We start from the raw sequence: 15,560 nt of genomic DNA, 5'->3' as shown, positions 1-15,560 counted from the left end.
CGGCCTACGTTCGTGAAAGTTTGAAACTGTTACACTTACGAAGTTAACTTATTCTGCTTGCCGACATGAATTCCTGCCGCTGACCGCAAATTTTTTTCACGAAAAGTGCGGAATCTTTGCTGCTATTAGCGAACCGCGTCCCTTACTGTCGCTTTGCTTCTTCCCACCAGCGGTCCATTTCTGTTAAATCAGTCTGGTCAAATGTTTTGTTGTTTATACGAAGCTGCTCTTCAATATAAGCAAAACGAGACTTGAATTTCCGGTTTGTCATCGTCAAAGCTTCCTCTGGATCCGCATGGATGAATCTCGCTGCATTGACGACGGCGAACAGCAAATCGCCTAGCTCACCCGCCTGCTCCAGCTCGTCCTTCGAGGCAATCGCTTCACGAAGCTCGGAGAGCTCCTCCTGGATTTTATCGAGCACAGGCCCAAGATCATCCCAGTCAAAGCCGACCTTCGCCGCTTTCTTCTGAAGCTTGTATGCCTTCATCAGCGCCGGAAGGTCCTGCGGAATGCCGTCTAGCTGCGACTGCCGGCTGGCAGCTGTGCCATTGCGCTCCTTCTCCTCGGCCTTCATCTGCTCCCAATTGCCAAGCGCCTCATCGGCATCCGCAGCGCTGCTTGCGCCAAATACATGCGGATGACGGAACAGCAGCTTCTCGTTCAGCGTCTCAATGACATCATAGACGGTAAACGCGCCCGTCTCCTCCTCCATCTGGCTATGCAGCATCACCTGCAAAATCACATCGCCGAACTCCTCGCGCATTCCGTCCGGATCATCATTATCTATCGCTTCAAGCGCCTCGTAAAGCTCTTCGATAAAGTTTTTGCGGATAGACGAGTGCGTCTGCTCCCGATCCCATGGACAGCCTTCAGGGCTGCGCAAAATGGCCACAATCTCATGAAGCCGATCAAAAGAGCGGTTCAGCACCGCATCCTCCGTCGTACGAGGCACGTACAGCAGCGATAGATTGCCAAAGCCTTGTGTACGATCAAGCTCATAGAGCGGCACGCGAATAATCTGCTCCTCGCCGGCAACACCGAGTGCATGCCCGATGACAACCTCGAAGTCGTCGGGATAACGCTCCATTAAAGCCAGCTTCACGTCGGATGCGGTAAACGCATCGTAAATTTGCCCAATAATCGTATGTACGCGCGGTTGAAGCATGGCGGGCTGAAGCTCTGCGGCATCCAGCAGTGCAAAACCCTCAATTGGATCTATGCCGAGCCGGATAAACGCTTGATCCAAGAAGCTCTCGCCGCCGATAATGTCGAGCTGCACGCCCGCAGCTGCACAGCGCTCGCGAAGCAGCTGCACCGTGCGCTCTGCGACCATCGGATGCCCTGGTACGGCGTATACGAGCGCCCCTTGCAGCGATTGAGCCTCCAGCAGCAGCGTGGCCGCTATCGCCTCATATACCTCCGGAAACGTATCATGCTGCTCGTACACGGAATCAAACGAGGTATACGCTAGCTCATGCTCCTTGAGCAGCGATATCGCCGGATGCTGCTCCGTCCTGACATAGACGCGCGCTGCCTGCTGGAGTCTGCGCCATACGCCAAGCGTCATTTGATCGGCGTCGCCAGAACCGAGGCCAACAACCGTAATATGCGGTTCACTCATTATTCTCCCACTCTCCTACAATTGGCTTGTCCCATTAGTATACTAAAGAAGACGCTGCTACTACAAAAAAGCGGACAAGCACATTTTAATCAATTCCTTTTTATGGAAAATTGAGGTATTATCTAGTCGAAGGGTTCGATGCCGTTCGATAAGCCCTCTATAACCAGAAAGGCGGAGAATTAATTTGAAGAAATCCTTAATTTTAATAACGACATCTGCAATCATCGGAATCGGCACACTAACTAATCTGTGTTATTTAATCATCCAAGCCAAGGTTAATAAAAAAAATGGCGTTTATATGGCTTAAACTGGGATGGATTTTTCCCAAATTACTCGCAAGGCACATGGTAACTAAATGAAAAGGACCTATAATAATTTAAATGCCAACGAGCAAAAATTGCATAAATTCTCCAGCATTGCCTCATCACTGCTTTATGGCTCCTTATTCGGCTACTCGCTCAATAAAGACATTTTTTTTATTTGGCTCATATTGATGCTGTGCGGCGGAATCGCTCTTTTACATGTAAAAAAGTGGATTAGGACAGAACTGCGAACAAAAATGATGACCCAAATCATCGTGTTCACCGTCCTGTTGGATGTTTGGATCGTTTCTGACTTCATTCCTGTGCCTATGCTGATTAAACAACTCGTTTTTTTAATTGCTTTTTGTATATTGGGCTACAAATATTTCAAGCTGCTTTATGCAGGCGAGCTCGCCGTTCAAGATGATGCCGCTATAAACACGCAAAAGCCCGGTGCTTAAACAGCTAACCTGCTGTGTGCACCGGGACTGTTCGTTTGTAGGGACAGCCTGTCCTACTGCTCCATTTGCTTCGCTAAAAAACCAGCAGCGGTCTCAGCCATTTTTTGCTCCATAATCGACATTTTCACAGCTTCATCCTTACTCAGCAGCACCACGGTACCGATCGGATCTCCGCCTGCAATAATAGGTGCTATAACGAAGGCTGAAAAAGTGTCACTTATATCTTTAATCATCTCATAAGCGCCAGGAGTCGTTTCGGCTACAGCCTTGCGGTTCTCCATGCAGCTCTCCAGTATCGGCCCAACCTGCTTGTCTAACAGGTCTTTCTTAGAGGCTCCGGCTACCGCAATAATCGTATCCCGGTCAGAGATGAGCGCCACGTGATTCGTGCTCTCGAACAGCGATTCTGCGTATTCTTTGGCAAAATCCCCGAGTTCGCCAATAGGAGAGTACTTCTTGAGAATAACCTCCCCATCGCGATCCACAAATATTTCAAGCGGGTCACCTTCCCGAATGCGTAGTGTCCGGCGAATTTCCTTCGGAATAACTACACGCCCAAGATCATCAATGCGGCGTACAATTCCAGTTGCTTTCATTTCATGTTGCCCCACTTTCCTAGAGGATTTTAAGTCTACTGGGTACGAACTACCTGTCTAATAGCGTAAACGGCTATCGCCGAAATGCAGCGGCAAAGGCTCGTTTCGCGCTGAAATATAAGCGGGTTATAAGCAAGGAACTTATAAAGTCTTATATTTTAAAAAACACGGCTAACAGGCGGGAAGCCTCGAATGCTGAAGCAGTCGTTTTTCGATGCATGACGAAGGCCGCCATTCGAATGACCGTTCTTTACTTGATCAAGCCAGGCAACTCGTTTGCTGTGAATCTGACCATAGTATTCATCCGCTCCCAATTTCTTATGCACGCACCTTGAACAGCAACCCTTCAAATCATTTTACCCTTTACATCCCCTTCATTAACACCGCCTTTCAGCACTCCTGAAAGGCGGCAGGCAGCTCGTTCCCGGACTAATTTCCTAGTTCCAGCGGGCGAATATTCACGAAATTTTTAAATATTTGTCGCTTCATCCAGCTCTTGGCCAGCAGCTCCACCATTTTGATTTAACCCTGATCCGGTTAAGCTTTTCGTTCTTGCCCTCCGCAGGCCTCCTCTTTTCGCCCTTCTTCTCCCCGAAAAGAAAAACATCCCGCTGCTCCATTAAGAGCGGCAGGATGCCTGAATAACATGACGGTAGCAAGCAAAGCCATAGCCGCAAGCAGTTTGGGACGAGCCTTGAGAACCTCGGCAGTAGGAAAATTCCGCTGATCTTTCTGTTCCTCTTCCAGCACAGCCCTAGTCAGTTTCTCCATTATTAACTCCTCCTTTAAAATCACTCAATCATGCTTCAGCAGATCGGCAAGCTCGCGCTTTAAAGCTAAAAATGATTGGTGCTCACGCACTTCTGGCGAACGCTCCGCAGGCAAGTTCACTTTAAATTGCTTTAAAATCCGCCCAGGGCCAGCCCCCATTACGACAATGCGCTGCGACAGAAAGATGGCTTCATCAATATCGTGCGTAATGAAAAGCACGGTGGTTTTCTCCTTTTGCCACACATCCAGCAGCATCTCCTGCATCTCCAGCTTGGTCTGGGCATCCAGCGCGCCAAATGGCTCATCCATCAGCAGCACCTTCGGGCGATTGGCAAGCGCCCTGGCAATGGCCACACGCTGCTTCATTCCCCCTGAAAGCTGCTTCGGATATGACTTGTCGAACGACTCAAGGCGGATGATTTTGAGCCAATAATTGGAGATCGCCCGGCGCGCAAGCGTGGGTACCCCTTGCAGCTTGAGACCATATTCGATGTTTTCACGCACCGTCAGCCACGGAAACAGCGTGTAGCCTTGAAAGACCATGCCTCGTTCTGCACCGGGCCCGACAATCTCTTCGCCATCCAAAGCAAGCATGCCGCTCGAAGGCTCATCAAGTCCGGCGACCATGCGAAGCAGCGTAGATTTGCCGCAGCCAGACGGGCCCAGTATCGTCAAAAACTCATTGGAGCCAATAGTGAGCTGAATATCACGCAGCGCTTCAAAGCTGCTTTTTTTCGTTTGGTATACCTTATGGAGATCGCGGATTTCGATCGTTCCGCTGCCAGCAGCCGCTACGGCAGCTGGCGCGTGTTGCGCCAATACATTCTCCTTCGGCTGCTCTTTCTCTTTCGCTTTCGCTGTTACCGTCGCCATATTCAAACGTGATCGCCTCCATAAGCGTTCAATTTGCGCTGCCTAGCCTGCTTGCGTTCCAGCAAGCAAACCGGCATCGGATTTGACTAACTGCCGCCCGATTTGTCAGGTAATCTAACAATTTTAATTAGAATACCGCAAATTTTTACTATTTGTCAATTTATATGTTAGGTTTATTTACATTATACTTGTAGCCTGCTCATATTTTCGCCAGCCGCCATAAGCCGAAATTCGCTCTGCCCCTCCAAGAGCATAGCCTTCACAAATAAAGCCCGGCACCTCTTCTCCATGCTCCAGCTCCACTTTTCCTATGCCCAGTGGCGCCGGTATAAGAGCCGCGAACTCGCCGAAACGCGCCAGCGGCATTCGCCAAAGCTCCAGCGCGACCGATACGCCACCTCGATCCAGCTTAATCATGCCAGGCTTTGCCGGCGTCGTAGAAAGCTTAATCAGCTCATATTTAGCCGCCGTGCTCGCTTCCCTGACAAAGCTCGCTCCGAAAGCGTGCATTTGCCGCTCTAATGCGAATCCGCGCATATGGAGACCGCATACAGCCACTAGCGTCGTCTGATCGGCGTCGACGGTTTCGGATGGCACTGCTGCAACTGCGCTATTTTGACTGCACTCCGTCCAGCCCGACTGCCCAGACTCCATTGTCTGGTTGGCATACAGCCTCCCCAAGCCTTCAAGCAGATGCTCTTGATCCGCTAATGCGAACAGCGTTATGCCAAAAGGCAACCGCTCCGCTGCCTCCCCCGAGGGAAGAGCTACCGCACTTAGATCGAGCAAATTGCAGTGGTTCGTAAAAGCGCCCATTGCCGTATTCGTCTGTATAGGCTGCTCGCGCACCTGCTCACGCGTCCACGTTCCGCCACAGGTAGGCATAACCAGCACTGCATCATCGAGCAGGCTCTTTGCCGCCAGCTTGAAGGCTTGCAAGCGATGCATGGAAGCAAATACGGAAGCTGCCGTATGGCGCTCAGCAGCTCCCGAACGAAGCACCTGCTCCGTTGCAGGCACCGTAATTCCGGGATGGCTTTCGATAAAACTGCCCAGATCAGCCCAGCGTTCTGCCACCCAAGGACCTTCATATAGCTCAGCTGCCGCTTCCGCAAACAAGCTGCAATCCACATTTTCAATAGCAATCCCCAGCTGTTGCAGCTGTTGAACGGAGGCATCCCATGCCTGAACGTAATCGCCCGCATACGGTCCATAAAAGGCCGGACGCTCTAGCGGCAAATACAGCTTGGACGGCAGGCCGCTCGCAGAGCGCGCAACCTCCCTTGACCATGGATCAGCGGGATCGAGGCCGCGAGCGGAGCTATCGACGGCGAGCGCATCATCTATACTGGGGGCGAATACCGTCACACAGTCCAAGCTGGCGCAGGCAGGCACGACGCCCTTGGTCGGCCACGCGCCAAGGGTCGGCTTATAGCCGACAAGCCCGTTCAGCGCAGCCGGCACCCGGCCGGAGCCGGCGGTGTCTGTGCCAAGCGAGAATACCGCTTGGCCGCGGGCAACAGCGACAGCCGAGCCGGAGCTCGAGCCGCCGCTGATCAGCTCGGGGCGCAAAGCATTATGCGCCTCGCCGTAAGGGCTTCTCATGCCGACCAAGCCGGTGGCGAATTGGTCGAGATTGGTTTTGCCCAGCGGAATGGCTCCCGCCCGAACTAAACGCTCCACTACAGTGGCGTTTTCTTCTGGCGTATAGGCAAATTCCGCACAAGCTGCCGTTGTCGGCCAGCCAGCAACGTCGATATTGTCCTTGATCGCGAAAGGAATGCCCCAGAGCGGCGTTTTTGCCGGATCAAGCAGCGCGAGCCGCTCCAAATAAGGGCGCAGCCGCGCAAGCGCAGGCGGTGTAATCCAGATGTTCATTGCGGCATCCCGCTCGGAACGGCGGATGATTTCTTCAATAACCGCCTCAGGAGCAAGCTGCTTGGCGGCATATTTTTCACGCAGCCACTGCATCGTAAGCACTTCAGGAAAAGTAACAGCCGTCATACGAGCGACACCTCTTTCTGGATTTGCATAATGCCAGCAACAAGCTGGCCAGTATGAACCTCATCACCAGGCTTGACATAGATCGAAGCAACGACCCCGTCACAGGATGCCTGCTGGGAAAACTCCATTTTCATGCTTTCGACAATGATAAGCGTATCGCCCTTTTTCACCTGATCACCCGGACCTACGAGCACTTTCCAGACGCTTCCCGGCATATTGCAGCGTATAGCCTCCGCTCCCGCAGGAAGCTCCTTTTCTTCGCCTTGAGCCGCACCATCCTGCTCAGACACATATTCCGCAAGCCCAAGCGCCTTCCAGCTATCGCGCTCTGCCTTGAACGCCGCCTGCTGGGTGTCGCGGAACGATGCCGCATCCTCTTCAATAGAAGCAAGAAATAGCAAATAGTCATTCAGTTGAAAGGTCGTCTCCTTAATTTCGACATCAAAGCGCCCACGCGGGAAGTCCTCACGCATCTTCAGCAGCTCATCCGCAGCAACCGGATAAAACTGAATTTGGTCAAAAAACCGCAGCAGCCACGGCTTGCCCGCCGTAAAGCTCTTCGTCGCCTGCAGCTTATTCCACATTTGAATCGTGCGCCCAACAAATTGATAGCCGCCCGGCCCTTCCATGCCATAGACGCACATGTAGGCTCCGCCAATTCCAACTGCATTTTCAGGCGTCCACGTCCGCGCCGGATTATATTTGGTCGTCACCAGACGATGCCGCGGATCAATGGGCGTAGCAACTGGCGCACCCAAGTACACATCGCCCAAACCTAGCACCAGATAACTGGCATCGAAAACGATTTGCCGCACATCCTGCCTATCCTCCAAGCCATTGATCCGGCGAATGAACTCTATATTGCTCGGGCACCATGGAGCATCCGGACGCACCGTTTGCTGATAGCGGTCTATCGCCAGCTGCGTGGACGGATCGTCCCATGACAGCGGAAGCCGCACAATTCGCGATGGAACTTCAATGGTCTCAAGCGGCGGCAGCAGGCTATCCAGCTCCAGCAAGCGGCGGCAAGCATCGCGGGCCGTGATGCGAGTGCGATCGATATGCACCTGCAGCGAGCGAATGCCCGGCGTAAGATCAAGCACCGGAAGCGAAGCATCCGCCCGTATGGCCTCCATCAGCACATGCACCTGAAAACGGAGCAAAATGTCCAGCTTCAGCTCGCCATATTCCACGAGCAAATTCTCATCCCCACTGCACCGAATAGCGATGGGAAAACGCCGCCCCTCCTCCTCGCTGACGAGCAGCGGATAGGACGGCGAAAGCAGCTGCCCCCTAGGCTCAGGAAGCTTCAGCTCTTGAAGTGACGCCATGTCGCCTTCGCCAAGCGCCCGCAGATTAGCTTCCTGTGCCTCGCGCAGCACATCAGCCTCTTCAAGCGTCAATAGCTGAAAATAGACCTTGTCGCCGGGATGCAGCTGCCCCAGCTTCCAAAATTCGGCCGAAGCCGTCGTAACCGGACATACAAAACCGCCGAGGCTCGGGCCATCTGGCCCCAGCAGGATCGGCATATCGCCCGTCAAATCAAGCGTTCCCACAGCATAGGCATTGTCGTGAATATTAGAAGGATGCAGCCCCGCCTCTCCGCCATCCTCTCTAGTCCAAAGCGGCGCTGGGCCGATTAAACGCACGCCTGTGCGGGAGCTGTTAAAGTGAACCTCCCACTGCGTTTCGGTTAACTGCTGCAAATATTCCGGCCGCAAAAATTCCTCTGTACAATGCGGTCCCGGTATAACGCCGATTGTCCATTGCCCTGTAATGGCCGGACGGTACACAGGAGCAAACTCCACCGCTAACGGTGCGGATAAATAGTCTCGCGACAGCTCCGAGCAATGTTCAGAGAACGCCATTTCATGTGATAGCATGCTGCCAGCGCCGTGCACTCTCAGCACATCCCCAGCTCGCAGCGCCCGGCCGCCATGACCGCCAAAGCCGCCCAGCGTAAACGTTGCAGCACTACCCAGAATAAGCGGCATATCCAGTCCGCCTGCAATTTGCAAATACGTCCGAAGCCCCGCCGCCGCCTCGCCGAAGCTGAGTACCTGACCCGCCTTTGCTAGAATAGGCGCATACAGCGGAACAAGCTCGCCATCCAGCTTCGCCTGCATATCAGCACCCGTCAGGCAAAACCGCATTGCACTACGGAAGCGATAAGAACCTCCGCGCAATGTCAACTCCAGGCCCGCTGCCTGATCCGAATTGCCGAGCAGCTTGTTGCCGAGACGGAAGGAGTAAGGGTCCATCGGTCCGCATGGCGGCACACCGACATCCCAATGCCCGACTCTTCCGGGCCAATCCTGCACCGTCGTCTGCACGCCGCCATCCAGCACCTCAATGGCTTGCTCCACTGGCGCAAAGCCCTCCAGCATCCGTGTATAAACAAGCCCCTCCTTGCAAGCTGCATCCTCAAGCAGCGCCTGCACATATTGCAAATTCGTCGTCAGTCCGTACATCCGCGTCTGGGCCAGCGCCTCGCCCAATTTGCGCAAAGCATCGTCGCGATCCGTGCCGTGCACGATAATTTTCGCCAGCATCGGGTCATACAGCGTCGTAATGGTCATGCCATCTCTCACCCATGTTTCATTGCGCGCCTGCTCCGAAAATCTCGCTTGATCCAGTTGCCCCGCACTCGGGCGAAAGCCCTGCAGGCAATCCTCGGCGTAAATCCGCGCCTGAATGCTATGTCCCTGCGGCTTCTTCACGAGCGTATGCAAATCGCGCAGCTCGCCCGCCGCTTCCCGCACCATCCATTCCACGAGATCGAGGCCAAGCACTTCTTCCGTAACACCATGCTCTACCTGCAGCCGCGTGTTCACTTCCAGAAAATAAAAAGCGGCCGTTTCCGGGTCATATAAATACTCCACCGTCCCCGCACTGCGGTAGCCCACTTCGGCAGCGAGCCTCGTTGCCGACTCCATCATGGCCGCGCGGACACTATCCGGCAAATGGGGCGCCGGGCTTTCCTCCAGCACCTTCTGATTGCGCCGCTGCACGGAGCAATCCCTCTCACCGAGCGCAACAACCTCGCCATAGCTGTTGCCGAAAATCTGCACCTCGACATGGCGCGCTTTGGCGATGTATTTTTCCAAAAACATGCCGCCGTTCTTGAAATTCGTCTCCGCCAGATGACGAACCCCCTCATAAGCAGCAAGCAGCGCCTGCTCATCGTCACACACCCGCATACCGATACCGCCGCCGCCTGCCGTGCTTTTCAAAATAACCGGGTATCCGATTTGCTCCGCACGCAGCACCGCTTCTTCCACACTGTCAATCAGCTCGGTTCCCGGCAGCATCGGAACACCCGCCCTTGACGCCAGCTCACGAGCGGAGTGCTTCAGCCCAAACTGCTCCATTTGCTCCGGAGTCGGGCCGATGAATACGATGCCGCGCTCGGCGCAAGCACGGGCAAAGTCTGCATTTTCACTCAAAAATCCATAGCCCGGATGAATCGCCTCCGCACCTGTTGCGATCGCCGTCTGAAGAATGAGCTCCGCATTCAAGTAGCTCTCTTTGGCGGGACCATCCCCAATCCATACCGCTTCGTCGGCGTTATCGACATGCCTGCTGTCTTGATCTGCCTGCGTGTAGACAGCAACAGATTGAATGCCCAGCTTGCGCAGCGTGCGCTCGATTCTCACGGCAATTGCGCCACGATTAGCAATCAGTACCTTTGTAAACATAGCGACCTCTCCCCGCATTTATTTATTCGTTCCAGATCAGCACCTGTACAGGTGTTGGGTTATAGGCATTGCAAGGATTGTTAAGCTGCGGACAGTTGCTGATGAGCACCGTTGTCCTGCCGTGCGATTGCATCTCTACGTAATAGCCAGGCGCGGATACGCCGTCCGCAAACTGCAAGCCTCCTTCAGCGGTCACCGGCACATTCATGAAAAAATTTACGTTCGGCGCCAAATCGCGCTTTGTATAACCCGCCTCCCGCTTCGACAGCTGGAGCATGAACGTATCGCGGCAGTTGTGCATATGCAGCTTTTCATGGGCATATCTCACCGTGTTGCTCTGGGCAGAGCAGGAGCCGCCAATCGTATCGTGGCGTCCGCATGTATCGGCAATGATCGTCACGAGCGGCTTGCCCGATTCCGCCCGCAGCACCGACCCCGCCGTTAAATATACGTTCGCTTGCCCCGCAATCGTCGCGATGGCACTATAGTGATCTTCCGGCTGATCAGCGTCGTAAAAAAGCGTGTCCGCCGCCTGATTGCCTTCCAGATCGACAATTCTGAGCACTTGGCCAGGCAGCAGATCATGCATCCAGCCATCACCCGCCAAAATCGTTTTACTGTATACAGCCTCCGCTACCTTGCGCGGGCTTTCTATCAGATTAAATGCGGCCATTATTATTCGCCTCCTCGTAAAGCATCGTATTCCCACGTATTTTCAAACGCACGGCGATTTTCCGCACGATAATTCACACAGTAATCATGCTCCCGGTCTACCGCTTCCGCAGCCAATACTTCAATCAGCACAGGAACCGATGGATAGCCCCTTCTTGCATCGAGCGGATTAGGCGTATTCGATAACACTAGCAGCACATCCATTTCCGTCCTAAGCGTTACAGCGCTGCCCGCCTGGCAATGATGCTCCGCATAATGCATATCACCCTGCTCGTCGCAGCTGATTTTGGAAAACCAATTGACGACCGGCATTAAATCTCTGACACCCATGCCGCTTCGCACGAGCTCCACCGCCAAATTTTCCTGCCCGCTTCGCAGCCAGCCGTTTCGAAGCTCCTGATAAGTCGTCGCACCATAGCGCTCATCCGTCAGCTCGCGGCTTGTGTAGCCGCCAAGCGGATCATGCCAGCCAAGCTCATCTTCTACAATGCTGACCATTGCGCGTCCGTTGTCGCTCATCAACACATTCCCTTTGGTCAGATGTGAGGTATGCTGCGCCTTAAGGGTATCCGGCATATTGTAGCGTTCATTCAGATCTGCGGCACTGAACAGCATGGCAGACACATTAGCCCCACCTTCAAGGGCAGTCAAACGGATGAGCCTCCCCCGTCCAATAACACCTGACCACTTGCCTCCAGCTTCAATTGTCTTGCTCCACCCTTTACTCATTTCCACTCCGCCTCCCCGTGAATATAAATAAAAAAAGCCTGGGAGATTGATCTCCCAGGCTTTTATCCTTCCGTGTTATACAGCGATTCGCGCCAGCAGCGCTTATATTCGACTGTATGCCGTCTCTCGGACCAGGCTTAGCTTTCATCAGAGGAGGCAATCCCCATATGCACCTAACGGAACCCTAGACAGCGGTTTGTTTCCAGTTTATTTTGCAACGGAAACCCATATTCAATTGTCACATAACCTAACACTAAATAGATTATATGACCATTGAATATCACTTGTCAACATTTATGTTAGATAATATAACATTAAATATGACGCTATATAAACAACTCACCCTTCTACGGCATTGAGTATGCGTCTAATCGCTCCTCTCGGTTTAGCGAAATAGTAATCTTCTTGATTTTTCGTTCACTTGAAGCGAACCAATTTCGAACTTCTTCAAACCCCGTTTTAGATGATTGCAGATCAGCCGAAGCTATCCAAAATTGATTATTATCTACCCATTCGTAGTCAGGAATCGGCCAAGTTGGCGTGTACATATACACCTCGCCCAGTTCCGCCCTCTCATATGGAACAACCTTCATCTGCACCAAATCAACAGCAAACAACACATTCCGGACAATCTGCCCGCCCTCATTGTAGCCAAATCTCAATAACAGCCTATTTTTCTCTGGAGAAAGCTTATAATCTTGAAAAATGCCGTCCGCCAAGCCAACGCTCACAAGCCCGGAATTACTTTCCTTCACCAAAATAGTCGAGCATTGCTTATTGCCACAATTGTACTTCAGCAAAATAAAACGTTCTTGATCAGCGATATCGAGCATTTCCAATTGAGTCCGTTTGACTTCTTTTTCAATATCAGCAGCATGAGCTTGCAAGCCTAAATATTCCTTATAGAGCGGGATATCCCCAATAGCTAATTCCACCTTCTCGCCGTTAGCCCCTTCGACCACGAGCACCTCAGGTCCAACCTTCTCCGTTTCCAAGCGAACCGAATCAGCCGCATCTGTACCGGCAGGAACCTCCTTATGATTGCCCTTCAAGAAATAAACAGCCGCTGCTCCCGAGACAAATACAAATGCCATCACAATAACAAGCACCAGAGATGAACTCTGCCGCTTTTTGTTCATTTTCATCCCCCCATCTGCTATACCATTAACCCTCATGCCTGCAACATACATACTAATAGCTTTAAAGTAAACGACGCTTCCTTCCATAAAAAAGTTACAAGGCAGCCGCGCTCGTTTAATGACCGCTGACCCAGTGAATCCCCCACCTCAAACAAAGCCAAACAGCAGCTTATCGTCCTTAGACGGCAGCTGCTGTTTGGCTTTGCTCTTGCCCATAATCAGGCTCTCTATCTGCTTCTCTCTATTCCTTAGGCTCACCAGCAATTTCCGGAGGCTCGGCTGGTTTTGGCTTTGGCAGCCTGCCAGAGCGGCTAAGCGCCTCGCGCAGCAGAAACTCAATATGTCCATTAACGCTGCGAAATTCCTCATTAGCCCATTGCTCCAGAGCGCGGTGAATGTCAGGATTCAGTCGGAGCGGAAAAGCTTTCTTTTCTTTTCCCATTATCGACAGCTCCTTACGTGTACAAAGACCCGGTATTAATGACCGGAGTAGCAGAACGATCCGATACGATCGCCACCATCAGATTGTTGACCATCGCCGCACGCCGCTCCACGTCCAGCTCAATTCCACTATCCTCCAATTGCTTCAACGCCGCATCTACCATACCAACTGCGCCTTCAACGATTTTCTGGCGAGCCGCCACAATCGCTGTCGCCTGCTGCCTTTGCAGCATCGCGCTAGCAATTTCCGGCGCATAGGCCAGATGCGTCAGCCGCGTCTCAATCACTTCAACTCCCGCAACAGCAAGCCTGCTTTGCAGCTCCTTGAGCAGCTCTTCAGCCACTTCCTCCGAATTGCCTCTGAGCGACATCGCATTCTCATCCGTATGCGTATCATATGGGTGCTGCGCCGCCGTGTGGCGAACAGCCGTCTCGCTTTGGATTTCTACAAAACGCTCATAATTGTCGACATCGAAGCTGGCACGGGATGTATCCGTCACTTTAAATACAACAACCGCTCCAATTTCAATCGGATTGCCGTCAGCATCATTGACTTTCAGCGTATGGCTGTTAAAGTTGCGCACTTTAAGCGACACCTTCTGCTTGTTCGTCAGCGGAAGCGTCATCCACAGCCCCGCATTCCTTACCGTACCGATATATTTTCCGAAAAAGGTGATGACCTTCGCTTCATTAGGCTGCACAATCGTCAGCGAGGAAGCGGCGATAACAAAAACAAGAATCAGCAAAGCACCTGCAATAATCAAAAGAAAGTCCGGCTGTGAGTCCGATGCGCCAAACACAATAAGAATAACTCCCCCAACAAGTGACAATATGCCAATGAGCAATGCTAAAAATCCATTCACATGCCAAGCTTTGTACTCCTTCATCGGTCAGAACACCCCTTAGTATTAATTTGATATATTTATGATATCACTTTTTACATTTATATGCAAGCAAGCGCAAACGGCTGAAGCCGTCCTCTGGCGGCAAAGCTGTCGTTTCGCGCAGAAATATAGAGAGAGGCTGGAAAAATCATATACTATCCTATAATTTAAAAAAGGCCCACAATCCTCAGGGAAATCTCCCTATTGGACTGCAAGCCTCGCATAGCAGGTACTGATATTCTTTTTTAACTAGGATATGGATGCAACCATGAACGTGAATGTAAGCGCAAGCAAGCCAGATCCCTATAACTCCCGATCCCGATCGAATGCTTCGCGTTCTTCATTTCAGGAGTTCACACCCTTCACCAAGGTAGACTTGGCGGACACAACAGCCGCTATTTTAACAAAATCAAGGGTTACGGCCAGACAGCGGACTCAGGAGCAGCTAACGCACTCCCCATCACCATTTTGACAGGATTATATAGGTGATAACGGATTCCCTGTCCGCTTACGGCCCAAAATCAGATCAAAAGCCAAAATAGCGGAACCTCAGTCCTCGAACGCTATACCCAAGGAAATAATCTGCGGTTCAAAAAGGCAAAAATGCGGTCGCTAATCAAGCCCAGCAATCCAATGACGAAAATACCAACAAAAATTTCCTCCGTATTCAAAAATCGCTGCGCCTTCATAATCGCATATCCCAGCCCGCTGTTAACCGCAACCAACTCCGCCACAACCAGATACGTCCATGCCCAGCCGAGAATAAGCCGCATCGTGTGCATGAGCTGCGGTTGGATCGCCGGTATCAGCACCGTCTCAATCGCCTTCCAACGACCTGCTCCAAGCGTAAAAGAGGCTTGCAGCAAATCTTGCGACACCCTGCGCGTATTGTCAGCTACCATCAGCACCAGCTGGAAGAAGCAGCCGATGAAAATAAGCAGCACCTTGGCCCACTCCCCAATCCCTGCCCATACCATAATAAGCGGAATGAAAGCGACCGCCGGCATATAGCGAATAAATTCCATCGGCGGCTCCACCAGCGCTTCGCCGAACTTGAACGTTCCAGCCAATATCCCGATGGGAATGCCCAATACACATGCCAACAGGAAGCCCGACATTACGCGAAATAAGCTAACGCCAATATGATTCCAATAATCAGAGCTGCCGAGCAGCTCTATAAAGGTAGTCAGAACGACATGCGGCTTCGGCAAAAATACAGGGTTCACTGCCTCCGTATAGCTCAGCAGCGACCAGAGCAGCAGAAGGAGCAGAAAAGAGCAGCTAGCTGTAAGCGCAAACGCCCGGGGGCCGATATCTTTAAAAATCTGTATCCGATGCGGCTTCCGCCGCCGAACTGCTTTCATCG

13 protein-coding genes and 1 riboswitch are annotated in these 15,560 nt (G+C 52.3%); of the genes, 1 reads left to right on the top strand and 12 read right to left on the bottom strand.

Annotated elements, in window-relative coordinates; all coding sequences use genetic code 11:
• Window positions 1-142: 142 nt before the first annotated feature.
• On the bottom strand, window positions 143-1,624 hold the full coding sequence (yabN, locus tag AC50X8_RS28685; RefSeq protein ID WP_056034825.1) for a bifunctional methyltransferase/pyrophosphohydrolase YabN: 1,482 nt from the start codon (window positions 1,622-1,624) through the stop codon (window positions 143-145).
• A 355-nt stretch (window positions 1,625-1,979) separates the two neighbouring features.
• Here yabN and AC50X8_RS28680 point away from each other — a divergent pair, with 355 nt between their 5' ends.
• Window positions 1,980-2,387 (top strand): hypothetical protein, encoded by a 408-nt coding sequence (locus AC50X8_RS28680; RefSeq protein WP_494865512.1) that lies wholly within the window; start codon window positions 1,980-1,982, stop codon window positions 2,385-2,387.
• Window positions 2,388-2,440: 53 nt separating this feature from the next.
• Here AC50X8_RS28680 and spoVT read toward each other — a convergent pair whose 3' ends face one another.
• The 11 genes from spoVT to AC50X8_RS28625 form a co-directional block, all read right to left on the bottom strand.
• Complete coding sequence (gene spoVT / locus AC50X8_RS28675) at window positions 2,441-2,983, bottom strand: stage V sporulation protein T (protein WP_046234419.1); 543 nt, start codon at window positions 2,981-2,983, stop codon at window positions 2,441-2,443.
• 537 nt (window positions 2,984-3,520) lie between these two features.
• Window positions 3,521-3,754, bottom strand: a complete 234-nt coding sequence (locus AC50X8_RS28670; protein WP_056034830.1) for a hypothetical protein — start codon at window positions 3,752-3,754, stop codon at window positions 3,521-3,523.
• Between the two features lie 24 nt (window positions 3,755-3,778).
• Complete coding sequence (locus AC50X8_RS28665) at window positions 3,779-4,627, bottom strand: ABC transporter ATP-binding protein (RefSeq protein ID WP_081418788.1); 849 nt, start codon at window positions 4,625-4,627, stop codon at window positions 3,779-3,781.
• Window positions 4,628-4,804: 177 nt separating this feature from the next.
• Complete coding sequence (gene atzF, locus AC50X8_RS28660; RefSeq protein WP_494865508.1) at window positions 4,805-6,631, bottom strand: allophanate hydrolase; 1,827 nt, start codon at window positions 6,629-6,631, stop codon at window positions 4,805-4,807.
• Window positions 6,628-10,329, bottom strand: coding sequence for an urea carboxylase (uca, locus tag AC50X8_RS28655; RefSeq protein WP_494882953.1), 3,702 nt, complete (start codon window positions 10,327-10,329; stop codon window positions 6,628-6,630). Before uca ends, atzF begins: the two co-directional genes overlap by 4 nt.
• Window positions 10,330-10,351: 22 nt before the next feature.
• Window positions 10,352-11,002 (bottom strand): urea amidolyase associated protein UAAP2, encoded by a 651-nt coding sequence (locus AC50X8_RS28650; RefSeq protein WP_056034837.1) that lies wholly within the window; start codon window positions 11,000-11,002, stop codon window positions 10,352-10,354.
• 2 nt (window positions 11,003-11,004) lie between these two features.
• The gene (locus tag AC50X8_RS28645; protein WP_056034840.1) at window positions 11,005-11,730 is read right to left on the bottom strand and encodes an urea amidolyase associated protein UAAP1; all 726 of its coding nucleotides are present in this window, start codon (window positions 11,728-11,730) and stop codon (window positions 11,005-11,007) included.
• A 49-nt stretch (window positions 11,731-11,779) separates the two neighbouring features.
• Window positions 11,780-11,929, bottom strand: a riboswitch (guanidine-I (ykkC/yxkD leader).
• 148 nt (window positions 11,930-12,077) lie between these two features.
• Window positions 12,078-12,869: a hypothetical protein gene (locus AC50X8_RS28640; protein ID WP_494882949.1), complete on the bottom strand. Its 792-nt coding sequence runs from the start codon at window positions 12,867-12,869 to the stop codon at window positions 12,078-12,080.
• A 241-nt stretch (window positions 12,870-13,110) separates the two neighbouring features.
• The gene (locus AC50X8_RS28635; protein WP_056034846.1) at window positions 13,111-13,311 is read right to left on the bottom strand and encodes a type II toxin-antitoxin system antitoxin; all 201 of its coding nucleotides are present in this window, start codon (window positions 13,309-13,311) and stop codon (window positions 13,111-13,113) included.
• A 13-nt stretch (window positions 13,312-13,324) separates the two neighbouring features.
• Window positions 13,325-14,197 carry an SPFH domain-containing protein gene (locus tag AC50X8_RS28630; RefSeq protein WP_494882947.1) on the bottom strand — a complete coding sequence of 291 codons (873 nt, stop codon included), beginning with the start codon at window positions 14,195-14,197 and terminating at the stop codon, window positions 13,325-13,327.
• A gap of 560 nt (window positions 14,198-14,757) precedes the next feature.
• On the bottom strand, window positions 14,758-15,558 hold the full coding sequence (locus tag AC50X8_RS28625; protein ID WP_056034985.1) for an ABC transporter permease: 801 nt from the start codon (window positions 15,556-15,558) through the stop codon (window positions 14,758-14,760).
• Window positions 15,559-15,560 lie beyond the last annotated feature (2 nt).

It is taken from the genome of Paenibacillus sp. JT22N15 (genome assembly GCF_059383755.1).
The sequence above is the reverse complement of the archived record's forward strand: the minus strand, read 5'-3'. Positions and strand labels throughout refer to the sequence as shown.

Bases quoted from the DNA above. Each gene is read 5' to 3' on its own strand.
- atzF (WP_494865508.1), bottom strand. From the start codon at position 6,631: ATGACGGCTGTTACTTTTCCTGAAGTGCTTACGATGCAGTGGCTGCGT.
- AC50X8_RS28635 (WP_056034846.1), bottom strand. From the start codon at position 13,311: ATGGGAAAAGAAAAGAAAGCTTTTCCGCTCCGACTGAATCCTGACATT.
- uca (WP_494882953.1), bottom strand. From the start codon at position 10,329: ATGTTTACAAAGGTACTGATTGCTAATCGTGGCGCAATTGCCGTGAGA.
- yabN (WP_056034825.1), bottom strand. From the start codon at position 1,624: ATGAGTGAACCGCATATTACGGTTGTTGGCCTCGGTTCTGGCGACGCC.
- AC50X8_RS28665 (WP_081418788.1), bottom strand. From the start codon at position 4,627: ATGGCGACGGTAACAGCGAAAGCGAAAGAGAAAGAGCAGCCGAAGGAG.
- AC50X8_RS28625 (WP_056034985.1), bottom strand. From the start codon at position 15,558: ATGAAAGCAGTTCGGCGGCGGAAGCCGCATCGGATACAGATTTTTAAA.
- AC50X8_RS28650 (WP_056034837.1), bottom strand. From the start codon at position 11,002: ATGGCCGCATTTAATCTGATAGAAAGCCCGCGCAAGGTAGCGGAGGCT.
- AC50X8_RS28670 (WP_056034830.1), bottom strand. From the start codon at position 3,754: ATGGAGAAACTGACTAGGGCTGTGCTGGAAGAGGAACAGAAAGATCAG.
- AC50X8_RS28680 (WP_494865512.1), top strand. From the start codon at position 1,980: ATGAAAAGGACCTATAATAATTTAAATGCCAACGAGCAAAAATTGCAT.
- AC50X8_RS28645 (WP_056034840.1), bottom strand. From the start codon at position 11,730: ATGAGTAAAGGGTGGAGCAAGACAATTGAAGCTGGAGGCAAGTGGTCA.
- AC50X8_RS28640 (WP_494882949.1), bottom strand. From the start codon at position 12,869: ATGAACAAAAAGCGGCAGAGTTCATCTCTGGTGCTTGTTATTGTGATG.
- spoVT (WP_046234419.1), bottom strand. From the start codon at position 2,983: ATGAAAGCAACTGGAATTGTACGCCGCATTGATGATCTTGGGCGTGTA.
- AC50X8_RS28630 (WP_494882947.1), bottom strand. From the start codon at position 14,197: ATGAAGGAGTACAAAGCTTGGCATGTGAATGGATTTTTAGCATTGCTC.